This window comes from Paenibacillus sp. MABNR03 (assembly GCF_050455445.1).
In the GTDB taxonomy this organism is placed as follows: Bacteria; Bacillota; Bacilli; order Paenibacillales; family Paenibacillaceae; genus Paenibacillus; species Paenibacillus xylanilyticus.
Map to the genome: position 1 here is coordinate 334,067 of NZ_JBCIYR010000001.1, position 22,468 is coordinate 356,534.

Consider the following 22,468-nt stretch of genomic DNA (forward strand, 5'->3'; position numbering starts at 1 on the left):
GTATACACTCATTATCGAACCCATTATAAGGAGGTCTTCTCTTCGTGAATGTGTTATATCAACGTTCTCCAAGAATGACACCGGTTCTTAAGGAAGAAAAGCTGGAAATTCTCAGACCTCCAACAGAACCGAGCAAACCTACGTTTTCAATGATTTCTATTATTATACCGATCATGATGACGATGGTCAGTATCGGATTCTACGTATATATCAATATGACGGGCAAAATGGGCAACCCCAATTATATGATGTTTCAGATGATGACTGTCATGATGATGCTTACGTCATACACCATTCCGTTCTTTGTGTATCTGAGTAACAAAAAGACGTATCGCAAAAAAATTGAAGAACGTAAGGCCATGTACCGAGCCCAACTGGATAAGCACCGTGAAGAGCTTAAGGAAGCTCAGGCAGAGCAGGTTAAGAGCCTGTACGAGATTCATGGAGATCCCAATGTTTGTCTGCAAGTGGTGAAGAATCGCAACAGCTCCCTTTGGGAACGTTCACCGGAAGATGACGATTTCTTGCAGGTACGGATTGGTACGGGAGAAATTCCGTTTCGAATTAAACTGCAGGTTCCACGAGTGGATGGTTATGAAAAAGATGAATTAATCGAGGCAGCTCATGAACTTGCAGCAGAATTTGAGACGGTCCCCGATGCTTCCATCACGCTCCCGCTGTTCCAATCGAAAGTGATGGGATTGGTAGGGAATCGGGAAGAAGTGCTTGCTTCCCTACGCGTCATCATTTCACAACTTACGGTGCGACATTCGCCTGATGAATTGAAGATTGCTGCCTTTTATGAAGAGAAAGAAGCAAAGGAATGGGACTGGCTGCGCTGGTTACCCCATATCTGGGATGAAGATCAGGGACAACGCTATATGGCCGACAGGCACAGCGGTGCGCATCAATTGGCGGACAGCTTGTTTTCCGTGCTAAACCGTCGTCGGAACAACAAAGAAGATCGATACAAAAAAAGTGTGCAGACTCCATGTTATGTGGTTGTTCTCTCGGACACGCAGCTTATTGAAGAAGAGCCTCTTCTTCCATTATTGCTCGAATCTGCACAGGAGATTGATGTGTGCACCATTATTTTGGCGAACCGCAAGGAATCCCTTCCGATGCATTGTCAATTGATCATGGAGGCATCCAAAGGCAAGGGCGTGTACATCAAAAAAACGGAAGATGCTGACGTTGTACAGCAGACGTACACACCGGACGTGATATCAAAAGAGACAGCCGAGGCACTCTCGCGCTACATGTCTCCAATTCGGCTGAAGCGATCTTCCGCTTCGGACATTCCGCAAATCCTTCCGTTGTTCGATATGCTGGGCACTTCACGCGTTGAAGATTTGGATGTAATCACCCGCTGGGGACAAACAAGATACCCCGATACGCTTCCTGTACCGATGGGCGTGCGCGCAGGTGGCAAGAAAATAGCCATCAATCTGCATGATAAAATTGAACGTCAGGGTCACGGCCCGCACGGATTGATCGCAGGAACGACGGGTTCAGGTAAAAGTGAGGTCATTCAGTCAATCGTGGCTTCGCTGGCTGCAGAGTTTCATCCCCATGACCTGGCCTTTATGTTGATTGACTATAAGGGCGGCGGAATGTCCAACACGTTCGTAGGCTTGCCTCACGTGGTTGGTACGATTACCAACCTGGATGGCAACCTGATTGAACGTGCCAACATCTCACTTCGTGCCGAACTGGTTAGAAGGCAAAAAATATTGAATGATGCTGGCAACCTCCAGCACATTGATGAATATTACAAAATTTTGCGTTCAAGACATGAACAGCCACTGCCACATTTAGTCATTATCATCGATGAGTTTGCTCAATTGAAACGGGACCAACCGGAATTCATGGATGAATTAATTAGTATCGCAGCTATTGGCCGAACATTGGGTGTCCATCTTATCCTGGCAACTCAGAAGCCGGCAGGTGTAGTGGACGATAAGATATGGAGTAACTCCCGCTTCCGCATCTGTCTTCGTGTACAGAGCGAAGGGGATAGCCGCGACATGATCAAAATCCCTAATGCGGCTTGGATCACCAAGCCGGGTCGTGGATATTTTCAGGTCGGCAGTGATGAAGTGTTCGAGGAAATGCAGTTTGCCTGGAGTGGGGCGCCATACAATCAGCAGGAGGATACGACCACTGTACTGCCTGTTATGGAAGTGCGTCTTAACGGCAAGAGAGAACCGCTATTGACGGGCGAACGCAGAGCAGTACTCAAAGGGGAAGATGTCCCCAAGCAGCTTCAGGTCTTTATCGACTATGTGGCACAGTCTGCAGCTGACGCAGGAATCAAACGGTTGCCGGGTCCTTGGCTGCCGCCTCTTCCGGAGACACTGGAATGGGAAAGTCTTGCGGATTGGCAGGAAGAAGAGTATAGGGAACTGCTGCTTGACGGCGGAGCTAGTGGCTTGAAGCCGGTAGTTGGTCTGCTTGACGATCTGCCCAACCAGCGTCAGATGCCCCTTGCGCTTCCGGTAGATCAGGGGCATTTGATAGTGTACGGCATGCCAGGTTTGGGCAAAACGACCTTAGTCCAGACTTTGCTGATGTCGCTCGCACGTTCCCGTCGTACAGATCCATGGCATGGATACATTATTGATATGGGCCGGATGATGAAAGATTTTGCAGGTCTGCCGCAGATCGGCGGTGTGCTGATGGCCGAAGAGGAAGACCGGATCAAGCGATTATTCCGTTATATTCTGAAACTCTCAGCACAGCGTAAGGATATGATCTCGGAAGCCGGGGTTAAAACAATTTCGGCTTATCGTCGTACAGCACATGCGGCCGTACCTCAAATTGTGGTTGTAATTGATGGATATCTATCATTCCGTAATGCTTATCCGGAAGAGAATGAACTGCTTGAAACGATTCTGCGTGAAGGCGGAAGTCTCGGAATTACCTTCATCCTTACTGCCAATCGGGTAACGGATGTGTTCGAGAAGTTCAGAAGCAACATACCAAACGCGGTATCCTTTGAATTATCCGATCCAAGTGATTATTATTATGCAGTGGGCCGGCCTTCAAAAGCACCAAGCCAGCTTCCGCCGGGTAGAGGTCTCGTAAAAGGACAGGTGCCACCTCTGATGTTCCAGGCGGCATTACCATCATCCGGTGCGGATGAAGGGAAGCGATCGTCCGCTCTCCGCGGTATGATCGCAGAGATTCGGGGTAGCTGGACTGGTGAAGAAGCTCCGCAAATCGCTCCGCTTCCTGAAGAAGTGAAGCTCAAGGATTTACTTATAAGTTCAGGTTCGTTTAATCATGCAGGAGAAGTTTCTACTGTAAACGTACCTGTCGGTCTGCTGACAGATGATTTGGAGCCTTTCCTGCTCAACCTGCGTGAAGGTCCTCATTTTATGGTCACAAGCCCCATGGAAGGCGGTAAAACGACATTTTTGCTGACATGGATGTTATCACTGGCCTATCATGCTTCTCCGGAAGACGTGCAAATATATACAGTAGATATGCGATATGGTACTGGAGGACTGGGGGAAATCAGCAGTTTGCCCCATGTCCGTGGACATGTGTCTCGTGAAGAACAGCTTGCACCTGTCATCCAACAGTTGTACGATGAAGTTCTAAAAAGAGGCGAGTTGAAGGGTGGACCGGAAATCGTGCTTGTCATCGATGATGCGGATACCTTGTCGAAACAATTGATTGATTTTAATGTGAAAGACCAATTGGGTGCGATTGTCCGTCAAGGTCGGGATCGGGGAGTGCATGTGATTCTATCGGGCGTTCCTGCCGATTTCCCTACCTTCGGCTCAGACTGGGTAAGTGATGTCAAGGCTTCCCAGAGCGGATTGTTATTCGGGACTTTAGACCCTAATGATCTCTCGTTCTTCCGTATACCTTATACCGAATCTGGAGGCAGTTCAGCTGGGCTGAAGGTACTGCCACCAGGTCAAGGTTATTATGTAAAACGTAAATATTCCAGGGTTAAAGGTGCAGTTCCATGTGATGACAGCTGGAAAATGACTGATTGGATTTCTGAAATTCGTGACCGATGGCATGTTGTAGTTTGAGGGGAGGTGGCTCATAATGTTGACGGTTCATGATTCCAAGCAAAAGGTAGTCACTTTGCAAATAAAAGAACTTTTTTTCCTGGCCGGTATTCTCGGTTCAGACCGATTGCTTGGCGTTGAAGACCCATTCCGCGGTTACATGGCAGAAGACATTGCTGTGGAGTGGGAGCGCGTCAAAACTTCTCTGCTCGACAAGGGATATTTGATTCAGGATCAGGACAGCAATGAGCTGATCATGACACCGACCGTTTTCTCCAGGGTAGCCATTGCGGGATTATCCGACAGGGCTTGCTGGATCCGCTACACGTGCAGCGGCACTTCGTATGAAAGTTATATACATTGCACAGACGAGCGGGTCGTTGAAGTATCCCGTGTTGCTGATGAACCGGATTCCTTCCGGTTATCCGATCTCGGGAACGTTCGTGAGGCGATTGATTTCCTGATTCAACGTATGAAGTGGAGCGGCCATTCTCCTGCGGAGAAGCCGGCACTGATGTGCTCCAAGAAAAAATTTTATGATGTTATGAATGAGCTTAGCGACAAGGAAGAATCCGCAGTGGCTGATGAGCTGGCGCAGGAGACGAACGATCCGGAAGGGTCGCTTGCGCTTGCACGCTGTCTGATGAACAAAGAATCAGACGGGGAACTGCGATTGCTTGTATGGAACGGAGAAGGTTGGAAATCACAATCTGCAGCTTTTGCAGCAAGTTCTGTATCCAACTGGTTGTTCCGCATGAGCACAGCCGCTTCAGATGATTGGCTTGTTGCGGCCCTGACGACGAGAGAACAGTTTCACGAGATGCTGCTGGACTGGCTTAAACAGCCTGCAGGGGAAGAGGAAAGGTGATGGTAAATGCGCATTCGTGTGGAACCGGATGTGCTTCGGGCACTGAGCAGGCAGATTCAGTATGCGGCGGAGCAAATACAGCAAAAGATGACAGTGTTGGAACAGGCGATTCATTCGCTGGAGTGGGATATTGAATCTCGCGCTGCGGTGATGAGTGAATGGAGTCACAGCAAGCGACTCGGCGAAGATGCGGTGCGTCGTTTTATGGACTTAAGCGTGCAACTGGGACGCAAAGCCTTGTTATTCCAGCAGGCAGATATGGAGTATCGTACAGTGCTGAGTCATGTGAACACAGCCTATGGCAATGCGGTCAACATGCTTAACGTTCTTGAAAACAATGGTGCAGGGAAAATCTTGCCTGCACATTCCGCAGCTGCTGCTGTAGTATCCGATCCCCTTTCCGCGGTGGCGGCAGTATACCGGGTGCAGGATGCTGCGCCACCCGACGGTTCCCCCGCTACCCTGGTTCAGGCTATGCAGCCTGAACCAGTAGCGTGGAGATTCACAGATCCTTCCTTTCGGGGGAGAAGAGGAACCGAACCTGTGGTTTCCTGATTAGACGGGGTGCAGAGGTCTAAAATAAGGACAGCAGAAAGTGAATTATTTATGTAAATAGTCTGTTAGGGGAAGTTTCAATCCCCAAAAATGGGGTAAATAGGATTAGGTCCTTCGGCTTTTGTTCGATCGATCCTGGTATAGTACAATTTGAACAAGCAAACATTTAATTGCACAAACCAAGGAGGAAATTACACATGGCAGGACGCATTTTAGTTACCCCAGAACAACTTGATCAGGTTTCTAACCAATTTAAACAAAGCGGTGAGCAAAGTCAGCAAATCGTATCTACATTGACTCAGTCCATCACAAGCATGGAAGGACAATGGGAAGGTATGACGAAACAACGCTTCTTCCAGGAATTCCAGGAAGCAAGCAAACAAATGCAATCTTTCGTACAAACGCTGAACAGCATCAGCGCGGAACTGACGGCTATTGCCAACAAATTCCGTACAGCTGACCAAGCTCGCTAAACTGCTTTACATAGATCAGGCCGAAGTCATCTCTGACTGGGCTCTGAATCATACGCAGGCAGCAAGCTGAAGAGGTATAACTACAGCAAAAACCGGGCGTTTTACGACTCCCGGTTTTTGCTGCACTATGACAGAATGACAGAGAGAGGGATGAGAATGTCTTTTCAACCGAATCCCGGGGATGAAGTAGTGATCAATGACATTGCCTATACCATAGGGCAGCATCCAGCTGCACCTGGTCTGGCATATGCCCAAGCCGGAAGGCAAGGGATCGTCTATCAATTAATACCCCGTAATGGATCAATAAGTGGGGCCAAAGCACTAAAAGTATTTTTTCCAAAATTCCGTATCCCGGCTATGGTCTATCAGTCTGAGCATATGGAACCTTATAGTGAACTGCCAGGTTTGCAGGTATGCAAGCGTGATGTGCTCACTCCGGAAAGAAACGGAGCGCTCATTGGAGAACATCCCGATTTGTTGTACGCGGTTTTGATGCCGTGGGTGCACGGTCTGACCTGGTTTGATGTAATCAGCGATCAGAAAAAGCTGACAGCGGAAGAAAGTCTGAAGTTGGCGAGAGCACTAGCAGGGACTGGTTCGGCCATGGAGCAGCGAGGACTTGCTCATTGTGATTTGTCCGCACCCAATGTGATGATTCCGTTTTTTTCCGAAGTGGAAAACCTGGGAGGCTTATCCGCAGTTGAACTCGTCGATGTAGAGCAGATGTACGGTTCCAAAATGGATCGTCCAGATGCTCTGCTTGCTGGTTCACCCGGTTATGCAGCCCACCGGGCAGTACACAGCGGTTTGTGGAGTTCATATGCCGATCGTTTTGCTGGCGCAGTTATTATTGCCGAGATGTTAAGCTGGTCCGACCCTGTCATTGTGGAGAAAGCATGGGGAGAGAGTTATTTTGACCAGCACGAAATGCAAACGGTGAGTGAACGTTATTTTGCTATGCGTGATTCACTTCAGAAGCGTTGGGGTTCCAAAATATCAGATCTGTTTATCCGTGCCTGGGAGAGCCACGATTTGAGCAGCTGCCCTACCTTCGGGGAATGGTTTGTAGCACTGGCTTCAGCAGATGCTGGTCAGGCAGATGCGGCTGCTGTGAAAGAAACGGAGGACCAGGAAGCAGCTGCGGCGGTTGTAGTAGATACAAGCCGGACAGAGGCAAATGTAACCGATATCGGCACGACAGATACAGATGTAAAGGAAGCTAATGGGCAAATTCCGTCCGTAACAGAAGTACCACCTGGACAGGAAGCAGTTGTAAACAGGCTATTTCTGCAGGCCAGAGCACTTGAGGATGAAGGTAAGCCTGCAGCTGCGCTGGAAGTATACCGTTCGCTGTATCACTTCATTCCAAACAACAGTGCGATGCAGATGGAGGTTGAAGCTGCAATCAAGGGGCTGGACGCGAAACTGAATCCCAAGGAAGACACGTCTCAGCCTGTCCGAATTCCTTTTTACAGATCCAAAAAGTTCATGATCTCTTCTGCTGTCCTTGTGGTGCTGTTGGCAGGTACCGTGCCAACGGTTAAAATTTTAGCCGATCAGGCCGAGGTTAAGCAGCAGGAAGAACAAGAAGCAGCGAGACTGGCAGAGATCAAGGCTGCTGAAGAAGCAGAGGCGGCGAAGGCAGCTGCGCTGAAGCAGCAGGAAGAAGATAAGAAAAAACAGGAAGCAGAAGCGGCGAAGCTTGAAGCCGAGGAAAAGCAAAAACTGGCTGAAGCGCAGAAAAAGGAAGAGGAACGAAAAGCACTTCAGGCGAAATACGATAAACAGGCAAAATACGAAGCTTATCTGGCTAAGCAGGAAGAGCAGAAGCAAGAAGCAGCCAAGAAGGCCCTGCAGGAAAAGTACGACAAGCAGGCGAAGTATGAAGCTTATCTGGTCTGGAAGAAAGAGCATGATGCCCAAGTAGCCAAGCAGGAAGCCGAGCGTAAAGCAGCGGCTGAAGCCCAGCGTAAACAGGAAGCACAGAGAGCAGCCGAGGAAGCAGCTCGTAAGGCTGCACTCAAGAAAAAGCGTGCTCAGAACGTGGTCACCCTGATTGCCCATTATAATAAAGCGTATAATGCGCAAAAAGGTAAAAAGATTGAAAACGCAGAGTCTTATGCCCGTGATTTCAAAAATTTGTATAACAGCGATGCCGCATATTTCAAAGGTGTAGGCAAGGTAGCGGCACGAATGAGCGCAATCAACAAATTTTTGAGCAATACGAGCTATAATCTGCCCAACTTGTAAATAACGTGAAATACGGAGGTGACTCAGGTCCAGATGAACTATACAATACAAGCATCCCAGCGCACACCCGCACTGATCATCTATCTAATTGATATCAGCGCCTCCATGAATATGGTTTTGGAAAACCGCAGACGGATTGATGTCGTCTATGACGCACTTGCCCTGGCGATTCGCCAGATGGTATTTCGTTCGACGAAGGGAAACCGATTGACGCCCCGCTACCGGATCGCCATTCTGGCGTATAGTGATGACGTATATGATTTGTTGAACGGAATTAAAGGGATTGATGAAATTGCAGCGGTCGGGTCTCTACCAGACCTGACGCCTAAACGGTTCTCGGATTCGGCGAAGGCTTTTCTGCAGGCAGAGAAGATTTTACAGGCCGAAATACCGAATATGCAGGATTGCCCTGCGCCACTCGTCTGTCATATGACAGATGGTGTAGCTACGGGTGAAGACCCGGAACCGATTGCCAAACGGATCATGGGCATGAGTGTGCCGGATGGCAATGTACTTGTTGAAAATATTTTTATATCCGATCATCTATTGGAAGGGCCCATCCCTGAACCGAGAAGATGGAAGGGGATTTCCCCGGAAACCGTTCTTCAGGACGAACATGGGGAGAAACTGCGCAATATGTCTTCAGTTCTGCCAGAAAGTTACCGTGAAATGCTTGTCGAAGCGGACTATTTACTTGCACCAGGTGCGCTGATGATGCTGCCTGGTACTTGTGCAGAACTGGTATCCATTGGGTTTCAGATGTCTGCTGCTACGCCTGTGAGATAGGAGGGGATCATTTGAGAACGATGCGTTTGGCAGCATTGCCTGCTGGTGAGAAAGGAAGCCAGGGGAAGCAGCATCGCGGGATTTTCCGGTATGTCAGTGCACAGACCGGGGAACAGCCGCTTACTCGCTATCAGGGCGCTTTTCAGTGTCGCTATGGATATGGAAGAGCTGCAGAGTCAGTTAATCAAGGGGATTCAGGACAGGATTTTGCCGCAGTTCGCATGGACGGAAATGTGTGTACTTTCGTCATGTGTGATGGTGTGGGTATGAGCTACCTTGGTGATTTTGCCGCGCGTTTTCTGGGCAATGCGCTCCTCGAATGGCTTGGAATGACCCCTAATCCAACGGCAGAGGCCGTGGAGCAGCTTCTTCACGAACTGACCACACCGGCATCTGAGCAGCTGGAGAAAATTCAGCCATTGGAGAGTTCCCCCCTGCTTTTGCGTGAAGTGTTAATGGAGAAACGAAACAGAGGCAGTCAGGCAATGTATGTGTGTGGGCGGATTGAGCTGTCCCGTGGTTCAGGAAAAAGCCGGATGTGGGTGGCTTGGCAAGGAGATTCCCGTATTCGTCTCTGGCGCAATGGTCAAGAACAATCCGGAGCATTTCAGATACACTGCCGCACGAATGAACGTTGGTCAACACGGGAAGGACCTGTTGGCGGCAAACCCCATATTTATGAGGCGAAGCTATCCAATGAACGAATTCGACTGCAGCTGTATACGGATGGGCTGAATGATCTGGATGCCATACAGGCTTACATTCCGGATGAACACATCCAGGTGCTGCTGGATGCGACACACACCGGAGGGCTTGAAGATGATGCCGCTTTCATTGAGCTGGAATGGTGAACTGTCAACGCATGGGGGTTATACCACTGTTACAGCTTCCAAGTGGGATGAGGAGCAACTGAGAAAAAACTTGTCATTGTTGATTTAAAAGGCACTCTTTTTGGGTAATCTTGTGAAGAATCTACTTAGTTAGCATGTTCATCATGCTGAACCACAGGTCTTGGATGTACATTCTTACATAATTGCTGAAAAAGGAGTGGAATGGAGCATGACACAACATAACGACAAGTCTCGGTTTGCAAACAAAGTGGCCATCATCACCGGAGCTGGTTCAGGTATTGGCAAGGCAACAGCTGTCAAATTGGCAAACGAAGGCGCTCATGTTGCGCTGTTTGATCTGGTGAATGATCGGATCTCACAGACGGAAGCTGAGATCAATGCGGTACATCCAGGAGCTGCACGTGCATTTGATGTGGATATTTCCGATCCGGCACGAGTGGAAAAAGCAGTGCTCGAAACGGTTGAGTTATTCGGCAGTTTGGACATTGTATTTGCCAATGCTGGGATTAACGGTGTATCGGCTCCGATTGAGGAAATCCAGGTGGAGGATTGGCAGCGGATTATTACGACCAATCTGGATGGCACATTTTTTACGATCAAGTACGCACTGCCTCATCTGAAAAAACGTGGCGGGGGAAGCATCATCATTACAAGTTCCATTAATGGTAATCAACGCTTTACCAGCTTTGGAATGTCTGCTTACAGTACTTCGAAGGCAGGACAAGTTGCATTCTCGAAGATGGCTGCGCTGGAACTGGCCAGATTTAAAATTCGGGTCAATGTCATATGCCCGGGTGCGATTGCAACCAATATTGATCAGAGCACAGTCAAAACGGATGAGCTGCACCAAATTGTCATTCCAATGGAGTTTCCGGAAGGAGAGCAGCCGCTCGCAGATGGTCCTGGACAGCCCGAGCAAGTAGCCAATCTCGTTGCTTTTCTGGCATCGTCTGAATCCAAACACATTACGGGAGCAGAGATTGTCATTGACGGTGCAGAGTCGCTGTTACGTTAATATGCTTTATCTTGTGTGGTCGTTCCTTTGGAACGGCTTTTTTTGTTATAATGCTAACATTCACTTTCGATATTTTGCATGGTGCCTTAGGAATTAGGAGCGATGATATGAATATGGAGTTACCGATACATCAGATTATACCTGAGCTGCGACAGCTGTTCCGGGAAGAGAATACTTGTGTACTTATTGCAGAGCCGGGGGCAGGTAAAACCACCGTAGTTCCTCTATCCCTGCTGGAGGAACCGTGGCTAAACGGACGAAAGATTGTCATGTTGGAGCCTCGCAGACTTGCTGCACGCTCGGCGGCAGCGCGTATGGCTGCAGCGCTGGGTGAAAAAGCTGGACAGACAGTAGGATATCGGGTTCGCATGGATACCCGTGTAAGTCAGGCAACGCGAATTGAGGTTGTGACAGAAGGTGTATTGACACGCATGCTTCAGCAGGATCAGGGGCTTGAAGATACAGCGATGATTATATTTGATGAATTTCATGAACGGCATCTGCACGGCGACCTGGGACTGGCGCTTGCCTTGGAATCACGGGCAATGCTGCGTCCGGATCTGAAGCTGCTGATCATGTCGGCAACGCTGGATCCCGAGCCGATCTGTGCATTGCTTGGTGAAGAGACTCGCGGGGTTCGCTGTCCCGGACGCACGTTTCCGGTGGAAACCCGGTATGTACATAAACCTGCTTCTGCAGTTCTCGAAGAGTTCACGGCTCATACGGTTGTTAAAGCGATGGCTGAGCGGGAAGGGGATGTACTGGTCTTTCTTCCAGGAGCCAGAGAGATTCATCGGACAGAACGGGAGCTATCGAAGCTTAACCTTCCATCACATGTGCAGGTGCATTCCCTGTACGGCAGTATGCCGGTTGAACGGCAGGATGAGGCTGTGCGCCCGGCTTCGGCGGGGAGCCGCAAGGTGGTATTGTCCACATCCATTGCGGAGTCGAGTCTTACGCTGCCGGGTGTCAGAGTCGTTGTAGATTCCGGGCTGAGCCGTGCTTCGGTGTTCTCGCCGCGTACCGGCATGAGCCGGCTTGTTACCCAGCCAGTGTCCAAGGCGTCAGCTGACCAGCGGCGGGGCCGTGCAGGGCGAATTGCTCCCGGGGTGTGTTACAGGCTGTGGAGTGAAGAAGTACACGATGGCCTGCCGGAGGCAGCGAGGCCGGAGATTGCTTCTGCGGACCTCGCACCGCTGGCGCTGGAGCTTGCCGCCTGGGGTGTCCAGTCCCCAGCAGAGCTGCAGTGGCTGGACACTCCGCCTGCCGCAGCCTACGGCCAGGCACAGGCGCTGCTGCGCCAGCTGGGCGGCCTGGATGACACAGGCCGCATCACGCCCTTCGGGCGGCGGATGAACGCGCTTGGCGTGCATCCGCGACTGGCCAGCATGCTGCTCCGCGCGGCGGAGCTTGGGCTGGCCAGCTACGCCAGCATGCTGGCGGCACTGCTGCAGGAGCCTGCTGGCCTCCGCAGCAGTGGCAGTGCAGGCGCGGGCACGGATCTGTGCCCGCGCGTGGAAGCGCTGCTGACTGCGGACAGCAGCGATATGCCGCAAGCGGCAGCGGCTGTCGCAGACGTCGCTGCCGTGCGGCGCATGTGCCAGGAGAGCCGCCAGCTGCGCGCGGCGCTCGGCCCGGCGGCCGATCCGGTACGACCGGACGAGGACAGCTGCGGATTGCTGCTGTCCTTCGCCTATCCGGACCGGATCGGGCAGCGCCGGGAGGATGGCCGCTACCTGCTGAGCAGCGGCCGCGGAGTACGGCTCGCAGCGACAGAATCGCTGAGCCGTTCAACCTACCTGGTCGCTGCCGAGGCGGACGACCAGGGCGTGGATGCACGCATCCTGCTGGCTGCGCCGGTGCAGGAGCAGCTTCTGCTGGATTACGGTGCACATCTGCTGCAGGAAGAGGTACAGATTGCATGGGATCGCAGCACTAGAAGCGTCCGTGCCCACCGGAGGCTGCGGATTGGAGCCATCCTGGTGAAGGAAAGCAGTATCTCTCAGCCGCCCGAAGATCAGGTGCTGGAAGCATTGATTACAGGGATCCGTACAGAAGGACAGGACTGTCTGCCATGGACCAAATCATCGAGGCAGCTTGCTGACAGGCTGCGTTTTCTGCACCGCCACTTGCCGGACTGGCCAGATCTTGCAGCTGATCATGTGTCAGAAGAGCTTGAAGAGCTACTTAGACCCTTTTTGCCTGGGATGCGTTCTGCTGCCGATCTCAAAAAATTATCCATGCAGGATGTACTGTTGGGAGGTTTGAGCTGGGAACAGCGGCAGCAATTGGACCGGGAAGCTCCAACCCATATTCAGGTGCCCAGTGGATCACGCATCCCCGTGGATTATAGTCGTCCTGAAGACCCCACCCTGGCGGTACGTCTGCAGGAGATGTTTGGGCAGCAGGAGACGCCGCGAATTGGAGGAGGCCGTGTACCGCTAACGCTGCATCTATTATCGCCTGCACAGCGGCCTGTCCAGGTAACCCGGGATTTGGCGAACTTCTGGCGGGAGACCTATTTCGAGGTGAAAAAGGATCTGAAGGGCCGGTATCCGAAGCATTACTGGCCGGACAACCCGTTGGAGGCAATGGCAACCAATCGGACGAAGCCGCGCCCTTAGAAGTTAACGAATTTCCCCTTGTTGTATGTTGTAAAGGTTTTCTATTCTTGCATTTCACTAGACGTTCCATATGAGGATAATAACTCTATGAAACGATGTCATATTCATGAAATGAAGCTGAAAATATAAAATTTATATCCTTTATGTTGCGATGGAAACGTTTAAAAGAAAACGGTGCGGGTAATAACATAGCGAAGCGAACCACCCAAATCACTGAGGAGGGATTCACTATGCAGAAGAAAATCGTAGGTGTTTTTGATACAGAACGTGAGGCATCGCAGGCCATAGAGGGCTTGAAGGCGCAAGGATTCACTTCAGACGAAATTTCGGTAGTTACGCAGGATCGGGATGAACTGAAGGCTATTCGTGAAGAAACAGGAACCAAGGCGCCAGAAGGTGTGGCAGCAGGTGCAGCCACAGGCGGAGTACTTGGTGGTGTTGCCGGATTACTGGCAGGTATCGGAGCATTGGCGATTCCGGGGATCGGACCCATTTTGGCAGCCGGTCCAATTGCAGCAGCATTTACGGGAGCCGCCGTTGGCGCAGGTGCTGGCGGACTTGTTGGTGGACTTGTAGGTTTAGGGATTCCGGAAGAGGACGCCAGACAGTATGAGGAATATGTGCAAAACGGCAAAATCCTCCTGCTGGTTGATTCCACAGATCGGGATTCTGACGTATATGATGTATTTAGCAGTACCAGCTATCTGAATCGGGACAGATATACTGCCCATGGTACGGATGTGCCTGCAGAGCGTTCGGATCTCGATCTGGAAGAACGAAGACTGGATACGCAGAACAAAGCGACACGGATGGGCAACAACACATTTTTGTAAACCTGATTTTCAGTATACTTCACGCTGGAGTCATAACCCAACGGACAGGAAGAAGTATGGGTTGTAGTTGCTTGGCTTAATGTACGAGCCGTCAGGCGGTCATCAGCCGGTTTCCCTAGGGGAAGCCGGCTTTTGCCCTGTAATGCCTTCTTGGGATTACATGATTGACAGGTGTGTAATAATTAGGCGGGGAATAATAATACATACAACAGAACAGCAAGTGCCAGGCCAATGACCAACAGCATAAAAGTCAGGAATCGAATCAATCGGGTGGATGCTTGAAACGTTTGCTGATTAATTTGCCTGCGTTTACGGTGATACGAAGCCGCAGAACACAGGATAATGGTAACGCCGCTGACCAGAGAGGTAACACCTGTTATAATCGCGGCAATGTGTGCAATCTGATCATAAGAAGAAGAATTGAAGCCCAACCCGGCAGCAAGGAATCCGACACCGACCAGGGCTATTCCCGTGCGTACCCAGGCCAGAAACGTTCGTTCATTCGCCAGATGCTGCTGTACATATTTGGAGTCGATCGTGGTGGTTTCTAGATCTGAAGCAACGATTTGAATCCCTCCGTTCTTCTAATATCCTAATTTTAATTGTACTTATTTTTCACGGGAAAACCAAGAAAGGCGGCTGGACGTTATGCCACGGAAAGAACGAATTGTTGAAATTGAAAGTCTGAGAGGGATTGCCTTTGCGGCCGTTGTACTCCAGCATTCCATCGCCCATTTTTCTTTGGTTCCTGAGGCGGGCCTGGAAGATGGAGTATTACTCGCTATTTTGTTGATGGTTTCCAAATTTGCGGTCCCCTTGTTTATTTTCATAACGGGCATGGTTTTGTTCTATAACACGGGAGAGCAGCTGAATTACGGCCGGTTTATGCAGAAAAGATTAACGGATGTTATCGCCCCGTATGTAGTATGGTCGCTTGTTTATTTCACACTTACTCCCCAAGGGTGGGGCGGTTTTGGCTGGCAGGATCTTCCCGAGCTAGGTTTGAAGTTAATTACCGGCAAAACGACCTCTCATTTTTGGTACATCATTATGCTGATTCAATTTTACTTGCTGTTCCCGTTGTTTTTAAGAGCCATACGACATGTATACAACCGTTATGAATCCCGAGGACGCCTGGTGGCTGTCCTGATTGCTGGAGCAGTATACCTCGTGCTAGCGGATCAACTGGGAAATATAGCGCGGTTTATGGAGCGTTTGAACATTCCGGTTCTGACAGATGCATTTACAACCTATGCGGACCGCAATTTCCTGTATTTCTTTTTCTACTTTGTACTTGGAGCTGCTGCCGGATTATCGGTCGGGAAATGGAATCTGTGGGTTCATCGATTGCGCTGGGTATACTGGATGGTGTTTATAACCCTGGGTCTTCGGTTTACATATTTATTAATGCTGGAATTTCAAAAGCCGGAAGGAATACAGATCACGTTTTATACCGTCAGCCTGATCAGACCAGATATGGCAATCTTTCTGATTGCGTCCATTATGGTCATGTATCAGTTGGCAGGCAAATTGCACAACCATATGGCAGTGGGATGGCTTGGATGGATTGGCAGTGTTTCTTATGGTGGTTACCTGATGCATATGCTCATGCTGCGTTACAGTTATATTCCGGATGAACAGTTGTACGTTGCCTGGGGATTCAATCCGACAATACGAATGATCCTGACCTGGCTGCTTGCTTTGACTTTATCCTGCGGACTTACATGGTGCATCTCTCGTGTGAGCTGGGGAAAATGGATCGTAGGTTCTGTACCGAAAGGCAACCTCAAGAAGTGAAAGTTACAACGTATGAAAAATTCTAAATAGAATCGCCACTTGACCAGTTATTACACTTGTTTCACTAGGGCATTACGTTTTAAAAATCTTAATTGCCGATGTGACCCTTCGCTTTGGTTATTATTTTAAAAAATCAACATATGAAAAATTCATAATAATAAACCCCGCAATTCGTTCTGTCGATCATTTCTGCTTCGCCGTTCCTCTATCATTCTCGCCTGCTGTTTACTCAGGAAAAACGGAGAATGATGGCAGAAACCGAACACAAGTTTTATAATACGAAGTAGAGCAGTAGAGGATGGGGGGAACACACGTGGCTTTTATGATTGCCCAGCGGGCGTTTATCAAGCTGTATCTTATCACAATGGTTGAACAGCACAGAGGATATGGTTACGAAATGCTGGAGGCGATGAAGGAGGAGTTCAAAGCTTACGGTTATGTGCCGCCTCAGAGCGAGGTATATCGGGCTTTGCATGAATTGGTACAGCAGGGTGTTTTTTATCGGACGAAGAAACTGAAGGGCAACGATCCCAAAGTGGACTTTCAGGAGATCGTTTTATATCACTTTACGGATGATGGAGCGGAGAAAGCCGAATTGTACAAAAAGCAGGTCAAGGCGGATCTTGACCGATGTCTCGGCATGCTGCACAAGGCAGAAGAGGACAATTACGGGACGAAAGGAAGATGAGCATGAATAGGCAGCTACAGTGGGGAGTACTTGGTACATCCACAATTGCAAGAAATGCGGTAATTCCGGCAATCCAGCAATCCGAACGGGGAGAAGTGCTCGCAATTGCCAGTCGCAGCAAGGAAAAAGCCGAAGCTCTCGCCGAAGAGTTGGACATTGCCAGAAGCTATGGCAGTTATGAAGAGCTCATTGCTGATCCCGATATCGAGGCTGTATATATTCCGTTGCCGAACCACATGCACAAGGAATGGACGATCAAAGCTGCTCAGGCTGGAAAGCATGTATTATGTGAGAAGCCTGCCGCATTGAATGCGGACGAGTCTGCCGAAATGATTCAGGCATGCAAGGAGTACGGCGTTCTTTTCGCAGAAGCCATCATGTATCGTTATCATCCCAAGCATCGACGTGTTCAGGAGATCATTGCGAGTGGAGAGATTGGTGCTGTTCGCGCGATCCATGGCAATTTTACTTGCAACACTGCGGATGATAAGGACAATGTCAGGTTTAAACGGGACATGGGCGGCGGGTCGTTGTTCGACCTTGGGGTATATCCCATTTCAGCAGCGCGTATGTATCTGGGACAAGAGCCCGAAGCAGTTACAGTTCATGCTTTGTTCTCCGAAGAACATGACGGGGTAGATATGATGGCATCAGGCCTTGTGGAATTTCCCGGTTCTGTGGCGTTAACATTTGACTGCGGCATGTGGGCTTCCGGAAGAGCCGAGATGGAAATTCTCGGTACCGACGGACGAATTGAATTGCCGAAAGTGTTTGGCTGGGAGAATAGTGACATTCCACCACAGATCATTATTCATACGGATTCGGTCAGCCGGGAAGAACGTGTATCGGTATCCAATTCTTATGTTTTGCAGGCGGAAACCTTTGCAGCAGCGGTGCTGGAAGGAACACCACTGCCATTTACTCCGGAAAATACGATAGCAAACATGCGTGTCATTGATGCCTGCTTGCAATCCGCACGGACTCGTCAGCGGGTATCCTTAATTTAAATATGTATTAAGATCCGACTCCATCCATCTCGATGGGGTCTTTTTGTCGTTTTTAGTCATATGGGCAATTCGTTAAAAAAATTTTCACGAAGGGATTGATTTCGTAAATTCTTACGTTAAAATAATATTAACATGAAAAATATTTTAACGTTGAAGGGCGGACTCCTAATGAGCGAGGGTACAGCAGTAAGCAAGCAAGGAATTGGTGAGTTAATACAGGTCAAACCTTATATGCAGTTTATGCTCGGGAAGATGGTAGCCAGGTTTGGTGATTCCATTGATTCGATTGCCTATAGCTGGATGGTGTATATGCTGACAGGTTCGAAACTGCTAATGGGGACGCTGCTCGCGGTCAACTTCTTGCCGAATATTCTGTTGGGTCTTTTTGCCGGTGCGATCGTGGATCGAATGTCGCCGAAGAAGGTCATCGTGCTGACGAATTCAGGTCGGGGACTGCTCGTTGGAATTACGGCACTGCTGTTTGGTATGGGAGAACTGCAAGTATGGCATTTGTTCGTTGTTACCATTCTGAATTCATTGCTTGAATGCTTCTCGTCACCAGCCGAAATGTCCAGTGTGCCGAGACTGCTGCCTCAATCGTTGCTTCTTTCCGGCAATGCCATGTCATCTTCGGCAACCCGGTTGGCAGAACTTGGCGGGCTTGCTGTAGCAGGTGCACTCATTGCAACTGTTGGAATTACATGGACGATTTTGATTGATGCGGGTCTGTTTGCATGGAGTGCTGTGCTCATGAGTCGCGTTGTATATCCTTCATCACCGAAGACGGAGGACGTGTCACCGGAGAAGGATTCTTCCCTCAGTGCTCCCCAAGGCTTGCTTACAGACATGATTGAAGCCTTTTGCTTTATACGCAAACATGCCTTGCTGCTTATTACCTCGATTCTATTCGCCTTCGTTAATTTCTGTCTGATGCCCTTCAACGTTCTCCGTACACCATACGTGATCGACATTCTGCATGCCGGTGCAGGCGGATTAAGTCTGCTCAGCGGGTTGATGGTGGGGGGCATGGTGCTGAGTGGGCTGTGGATGACTCACAGAGGCAGCAGCTACCCTAAAAGTGTATTGATTATTAGTGGAATTATCCTGCTGGGACTTAGTTATGCAATGACCGCGCTTCCTGCGTATATGTCAACGAACCAGTTAACACTGGCAGCGATTTTTTGTTTGATGATGGGGCTAGGTATACCACTTGCCACAACACCACTCGCCTCCTATATGATGGAGGTTACACCTTCTGGCATGCTTGGCCGGGTTTCTGCCCTGCAAAGCATGCTGTGTGTTAGCGCTATACCGCTTGGAAGTCTGGTTTCAGGTGCGGCTGCAGAATGGGTGTCTACACCGTTGTTATTTATTGGCTGTGGCATATTGCTAGCAATGTCTGCAATATTCCTTCTTCTGAGCAAAACATTCCGGCGCAGTATCTAATCAAATCCTTTTATCCTTTTAAGACCTGTTTTGACCGGGGGCGGGACTGAACGGTATAATATGCATATATAAGGGCAACAGGTACCCCGGAAATGAGGATACAGGTATGCAGCAGAAAGTATTGTCAACGATCGAAGAGATCAAGATCTACTCCGACCCGTATCGGATCCAGATTCTGAATATGTTTAATAAACAGGGTAGACCTTCTACTGTGAAAGAGATAGCCGACAAACTTGGTGAAGTACCCGCGAAAGTACATTATCACGTGAAAAAACTCGAGAAGATCGGTTTGCTTACACTCGTATCCACCCGAGAGATCAATGGAATCATTGCCAAATATTACGAACCCTTTCAGGGGGAAATTCATCTTCGTCATGAAGAAGAGGACCACTCTCCACTGAAGCATGTATTCCGTTCAGAGACACTTAAACTATTGAATGAAATGTATGAGCAGAGCCGGCAGATGTTTATGAAACAGGCAGAGCGTAGTGACAACATGTTTGGACAAATCTCGGACATGACGTTATACGCGAGCCGTGAGGAAGTCGAACAGCTGTATAGGGATATTACGAAAATGTGTGAGCCATATACGAAACGGAATGAACAGAAGGGAGATCAGGAGGTTTTTCAACTGTTCTCGACATTGTCCCAACATGTGGATGAAACATCTAAACCCAAGAAAAATAAAACTCCACCACAGCAGCAGAAAGAATAGTGTTTCTTTACAGGTGACTATGCTAAGGCAATTGGAACGAGGCAGACACGTGCAGCAAAAAGAAAAGGCCGCCTGAAGGCGGCTTTTTGATGTGGATTGAGTGTTGGTATCACGCTGTAGTGGTGATCATGACTTTCCTATTGGGAGAAAGGTAACGAACAGCGTACTAATCTACATGTTTTCATCATAATCTCTAACTTCGCGTTTGGCTGCGGTAGCTGGCGAGTTGGATGTCCCATAATCTTCGACGGCTTCCCAGGCTTCAGCATGATCGAACTTTCCTGCGTTCCGCTGTCTGACTTCACCGGCACCGCTTGGCGGCATCGTCATGACCTCTTCTTCAACAGGGCGATCGTTGCTGAGGTCCCGGTTAGGTGTATCATCGATACAGTATGCCGTGTAGGGAATAGCCTGAAGTCTCTCAAACGGGATATCCTCTCCACAAGTAACACATGTCCCGTAGGTTCCTTGTTTCATTCGCTCCAAGGCGTCGTTCACCTGGTTAAACTCGTCTGTTAAAGTATCGTCGACAGCCAGGTCACGGCTGCGTTCGAACGTCTCCGTGCCCGCATCAGCCGGATGATTATCATAAGATGACAGCTCACCAGTGGAGTCTTTGAGGGACTCGGCAGGAGCTCCGTCTTCCATGTTGGATTCAAAATGGCGCTGCAGATTATCACGTTGCTCCAAAAGGGCGCTCTTGAGCTCCTGAAGTTGATCTTTGGTTAATGTACTCATAACGACATGCTCCTTTCCCGCATTGGGGTGTGTAGTCAGTCCTTACCCGATTTTGGCGGGAAACAATCATTTTGGTGAATTGAGTAGCGTTCGATTTTATATCTGGCCGATAATGTGTTATAAAAAATAGAGGGAGAAAATGCCGCGATTTCCTCGCGATGTCGTATAGAACCGCTCCGTTTTGGAGGCGGTCCCGGCTGCTTTTAACATACGTCGATAGACGTTTTTCTTATAATGGAGGTTGTCAAGATGGATGAACATATGAAACGAAGATTGGATAAACAGAGACAATTGTTTAAACAACTGGGCGTACAGCTCGATGCCTTATCAATTCATGAGAAACAATTCAATTATAAACTTCGCGGGTATGACCCTGATGAGGTCGATGCATATCTTGACTTGGTCATCAAGGATTACGAACGCTTCTATGCCAATATTGCGGATCTAATGGACAAATGGCAAGAGCAGCAGCTCACCATTCGGGATCTCAAGTCGACGGCTAAGCCGGTGGATGACCCCACAAAAATCGATCGCAAACAACTCGATGATATTGTGAAGCAGCTGGAATACAGTGTGCGGCAGCTGAAAATCAAGGCACGTCCCGAACAGGGACTTTTTCCTGAATAGATCGAGGCACCAGGATTATATAAAATAAAGGTGGTTAATCATGAGTACTCATTTTTCGGTCAGTGTGCATTGTTTGTTGTTGTTGTCCTCCAGCGCGCCTGAACGAATCACTTCTGCAATGATTGCAGGAAGCGTTAATACCAACCCTGTCGTTGTCAGACGTATTCTGGGTGGGCTAAAAAAGGCAGGTCTCGTCGACTCGTCTCCGGGAACCAGAGGTTTCTATCTGGCGAAGCCGGCTAGTGAAATTACTTTAGCCATGATCTATCAGGCTGCCAAGGATGAAGGACCGCTATTTCCGATTCATGGCAATTGCAACCCCAATTGTGACGTCGGTCTTCGCATAGACAGTCTTCTAACGAATCTGTACCAGGTAGCTGAGGCGAAAGTGGAACAATTTTTTGCATCCATTACACTCGAAGATATGGAGCGTTCCTGCTCACAGATCGAGGTTGTGCCTTCATCTGCTGAGTAATGTAATGGTTTAAAACAGGAAGGTGTGTATTGATATGAAAATAATCGTGATATCGGATACCCATTTGCCCAAAAGAGCAAAGCAGCTGCCAGAACCTCTGCTTCAAGTACTGCCGGAAGCCGACCTTATTCTGCATGCAGGTGACTGGTCGGATTGGAGTGTGTACAAGCTGCTGAGCGAGTATGCACCAGTTGCAGGAGTAGCAGGTAATACGGATCCGCCGGAGGTCGGAAAAAAACTCGGGTTCTCCCGCATCGTGGAGGCAGACGGATTACGTCTGGGGCTGGTGCATGGTCACCAGGGATCGAAATCGACCGAACAGAATGCCATTCACACATTTGCCGGCCAGCAGGTAGACGCGATTATATTCGGTCACTCGCACATTCCGTTGATGCATACCGTCAATGATGTGTTGGTATTCAATCCGGGATCGCCCACAGATCGGCGACGTCAGCCGCAATATTCGTTTGGAATCATGACGACCCACCTTGGGAAATTGCATGCTGAGCATGTATTTTTCGATCGAAAATAAAAACGGTGGTACTTCTATATAGCATCCCTAATCAGAATGATAATCTGATCAGGGGTGTTTTTTTGTTTATGCTGTTTACGAAAAAAGGCACCATGACATCTTACTGAGCTGGCATAAACATTTATCCCTGAATGGGGAATATAGCCCCACGTTTATCTCT

Annotated in this window: 20 protein-coding genes; 18 read left to right on the top strand and 2 right to left on the bottom strand. The window is 49.2% G+C overall.

All coding sequences use genetic code 11. From position 1 onward, the window contains the following. The first annotated feature begins 44 nt into the window (after nt 1-44). From essC to AAIH57_RS01510, 10 genes are all read left to right on the top strand, one after another. Complete coding sequence (gene essC / locus AAIH57_RS01465; RefSeq protein ID WP_430020299.1) at nt 45-4,049, top strand: type VII secretion protein EssC; 4,005 nt, start codon at nt 45-47, stop codon at nt 4,047-4,049. A 16-nt stretch (nt 4,050-4,065) separates the two neighbouring features. Then, nucleotides 4,066-4,896 carry a hypothetical protein gene (locus AAIH57_RS01470; protein ID WP_175395972.1) on the top strand — a complete coding sequence of 277 codons (831 nt, stop codon included), beginning with the start codon at nt 4,066-4,068 and terminating at the stop codon, nt 4,894-4,896. 6 nt (nt 4,897-4,902) lie between these two features. Beyond that, nucleotides 4,903-5,451, top strand: coding sequence for a WXG100 family type VII secretion target (locus tag AAIH57_RS01475; RefSeq protein WP_175395971.1), 549 nt, complete (start codon nt 4,903-4,905; stop codon nt 5,449-5,451). A 197-nt stretch (nt 5,452-5,648) separates the two neighbouring features. After that, nucleotides 5,649-5,924: a WXG100 family type VII secretion target gene (locus tag AAIH57_RS01480; protein ID WP_017689071.1), complete on the top strand. Its 276-nt coding sequence runs from the start codon at nt 5,649-5,651 to the stop codon at nt 5,922-5,924. A 156-nt stretch (nt 5,925-6,080) separates the two neighbouring features. Continuing rightward, nucleotides 6,081-8,174 (top strand): hypothetical protein, encoded by a 2,094-nt coding sequence (locus AAIH57_RS01485; RefSeq protein WP_430020300.1) that lies wholly within the window; start codon nt 6,081-6,083, stop codon nt 8,172-8,174. A 33-nt stretch (nt 8,175-8,207) separates the two neighbouring features. Next, nucleotides 8,208-8,960: a vWA domain-containing protein gene (locus AAIH57_RS01490; RefSeq protein ID WP_175395969.1), complete on the top strand. Its 753-nt coding sequence runs from the start codon at nt 8,208-8,210 to the stop codon at nt 8,958-8,960. Between the two features lie 20 nt (nt 8,961-8,980). Continuing rightward, nucleotides 8,981-9,811 carry a hypothetical protein gene (locus AAIH57_RS01495; RefSeq protein WP_246310885.1) on the top strand — a complete coding sequence of 277 codons (831 nt, stop codon included), beginning with the start codon at nt 8,981-8,983 and terminating at the stop codon, nt 9,809-9,811. A 208-nt stretch (nt 9,812-10,019) separates the two neighbouring features. After that, on the top strand, nt 10,020-10,826 hold the full coding sequence (locus tag AAIH57_RS01500; RefSeq protein WP_175395967.1) for an SDR family oxidoreductase: 807 nt from the start codon (nt 10,020-10,022) through the stop codon (nt 10,824-10,826). Nucleotides 10,827-10,933: 107 nt separating this feature from the next. After that, nucleotides 10,934-13,450: an ATP-dependent helicase HrpB gene (gene hrpB, locus AAIH57_RS01505; RefSeq protein WP_175395966.1), complete on the top strand. Its 2,517-nt coding sequence runs from the start codon at nt 10,934-10,936 to the stop codon at nt 13,448-13,450. A 230-nt stretch (nt 13,451-13,680) separates the two neighbouring features. After that, nucleotides 13,681-14,283 (top strand): general stress protein, encoded by a 603-nt coding sequence (locus AAIH57_RS01510; RefSeq protein WP_430020301.1) that lies wholly within the window; start codon nt 13,681-13,683, stop codon nt 14,281-14,283. Nucleotides 14,284-14,465: 182 nt separating this feature from the next. Here AAIH57_RS01510 and AAIH57_RS01515 read toward each other — a convergent pair whose 3' ends face one another. Next, entirely contained in the window at nt 14,466-14,855 is a 390-nt protein-coding gene (locus AAIH57_RS01515; protein WP_430021302.1) for a YidH family protein, read from the bottom strand. A 76-nt stretch (nt 14,856-14,931) separates the two neighbouring features. On the opposite strand from AAIH57_RS01515, the gene AAIH57_RS01520 reads away from it, so the two are divergent. The 5 genes from AAIH57_RS01520 to AAIH57_RS01540 all read left to right on the top strand — a co-directional run bounded on the left by AAIH57_RS01520 (nt 14,932) and on the right by AAIH57_RS01540 (nt 19,936). Further along, the gene (locus AAIH57_RS01520; protein ID WP_430020302.1) at nt 14,932-16,080 is read left to right on the top strand and encodes an acyltransferase; all 1,149 of its coding nucleotides are present in this window, start codon (nt 14,932-14,934) and stop codon (nt 16,078-16,080) included. 313 nt (nt 16,081-16,393) lie between these two features. After that, on the top strand, nt 16,394-16,768 hold the full coding sequence (locus AAIH57_RS01525; RefSeq protein WP_175395963.1) for a helix-turn-helix transcriptional regulator: 375 nt from the start codon (nt 16,394-16,396) through the stop codon (nt 16,766-16,768). Between the two features lie 2 nt (nt 16,769-16,770). Then, on the top strand, nt 16,771-17,775 hold the full coding sequence (locus AAIH57_RS01530; protein ID WP_430020303.1) for a Gfo/Idh/MocA family protein: 1,005 nt from the start codon (nt 16,771-16,773) through the stop codon (nt 17,773-17,775). 168 nt (nt 17,776-17,943) lie between these two features. Further along, nucleotides 17,944-19,221 (top strand): MFS transporter, encoded by a 1,278-nt coding sequence (locus AAIH57_RS01535; RefSeq protein WP_430020304.1) that lies wholly within the window; start codon nt 17,944-17,946, stop codon nt 19,219-19,221. Nucleotides 19,222-19,327: 106 nt separating this feature from the next. Continuing rightward, a complete protein-coding gene (locus AAIH57_RS01540; RefSeq protein ID WP_430020305.1) occupies nt 19,328-19,936 on the top strand; it encodes an ArsR/SmtB family transcription factor in 609 nt (202 codons plus the stop codon). A gap of 171 nt (nt 19,937-20,107) precedes the next feature. Here the strand turns inward: AAIH57_RS01540 and AAIH57_RS01545 are convergent, their stop codons facing one another. Further along, nucleotides 20,108-20,674 (bottom strand): TraR/DksA C4-type zinc finger protein, encoded by a 567-nt coding sequence (locus tag AAIH57_RS01545; RefSeq protein ID WP_175396166.1) that lies wholly within the window; start codon nt 20,672-20,674, stop codon nt 20,108-20,110. A 249-nt stretch (nt 20,675-20,923) separates the two neighbouring features. Here AAIH57_RS01545 and AAIH57_RS01550 point away from each other — a divergent pair, with 249 nt between their 5' ends. The 3 genes from AAIH57_RS01550 to AAIH57_RS01560 are packed head-to-tail and all read left to right on the top strand — an operon-like array spanning nt 20,924 to nt 22,308. Then, the gene (locus AAIH57_RS01550) at nt 20,924-21,301 is read left to right on the top strand and encodes a DivIVA domain-containing protein (RefSeq protein WP_175396167.1); all 378 of its coding nucleotides are present in this window, start codon (nt 20,924-20,926) and stop codon (nt 21,299-21,301) included. Between the two features lie 40 nt (nt 21,302-21,341). Beyond that, nucleotides 21,342-21,776: an Rrf2 family transcriptional regulator gene (locus AAIH57_RS01555; RefSeq protein WP_175396168.1), complete on the top strand. Its 435-nt coding sequence runs from the start codon at nt 21,342-21,344 to the stop codon at nt 21,774-21,776. Between the two features lie 34 nt (nt 21,777-21,810). Then, on the top strand, nt 21,811-22,308 hold the full coding sequence (locus AAIH57_RS01560) for a metallophosphoesterase family protein (protein ID WP_430020306.1): 498 nt from the start codon (nt 21,811-21,813) through the stop codon (nt 22,306-22,308). Nucleotides 22,309-22,468: the final 160 nt, after the last annotated feature.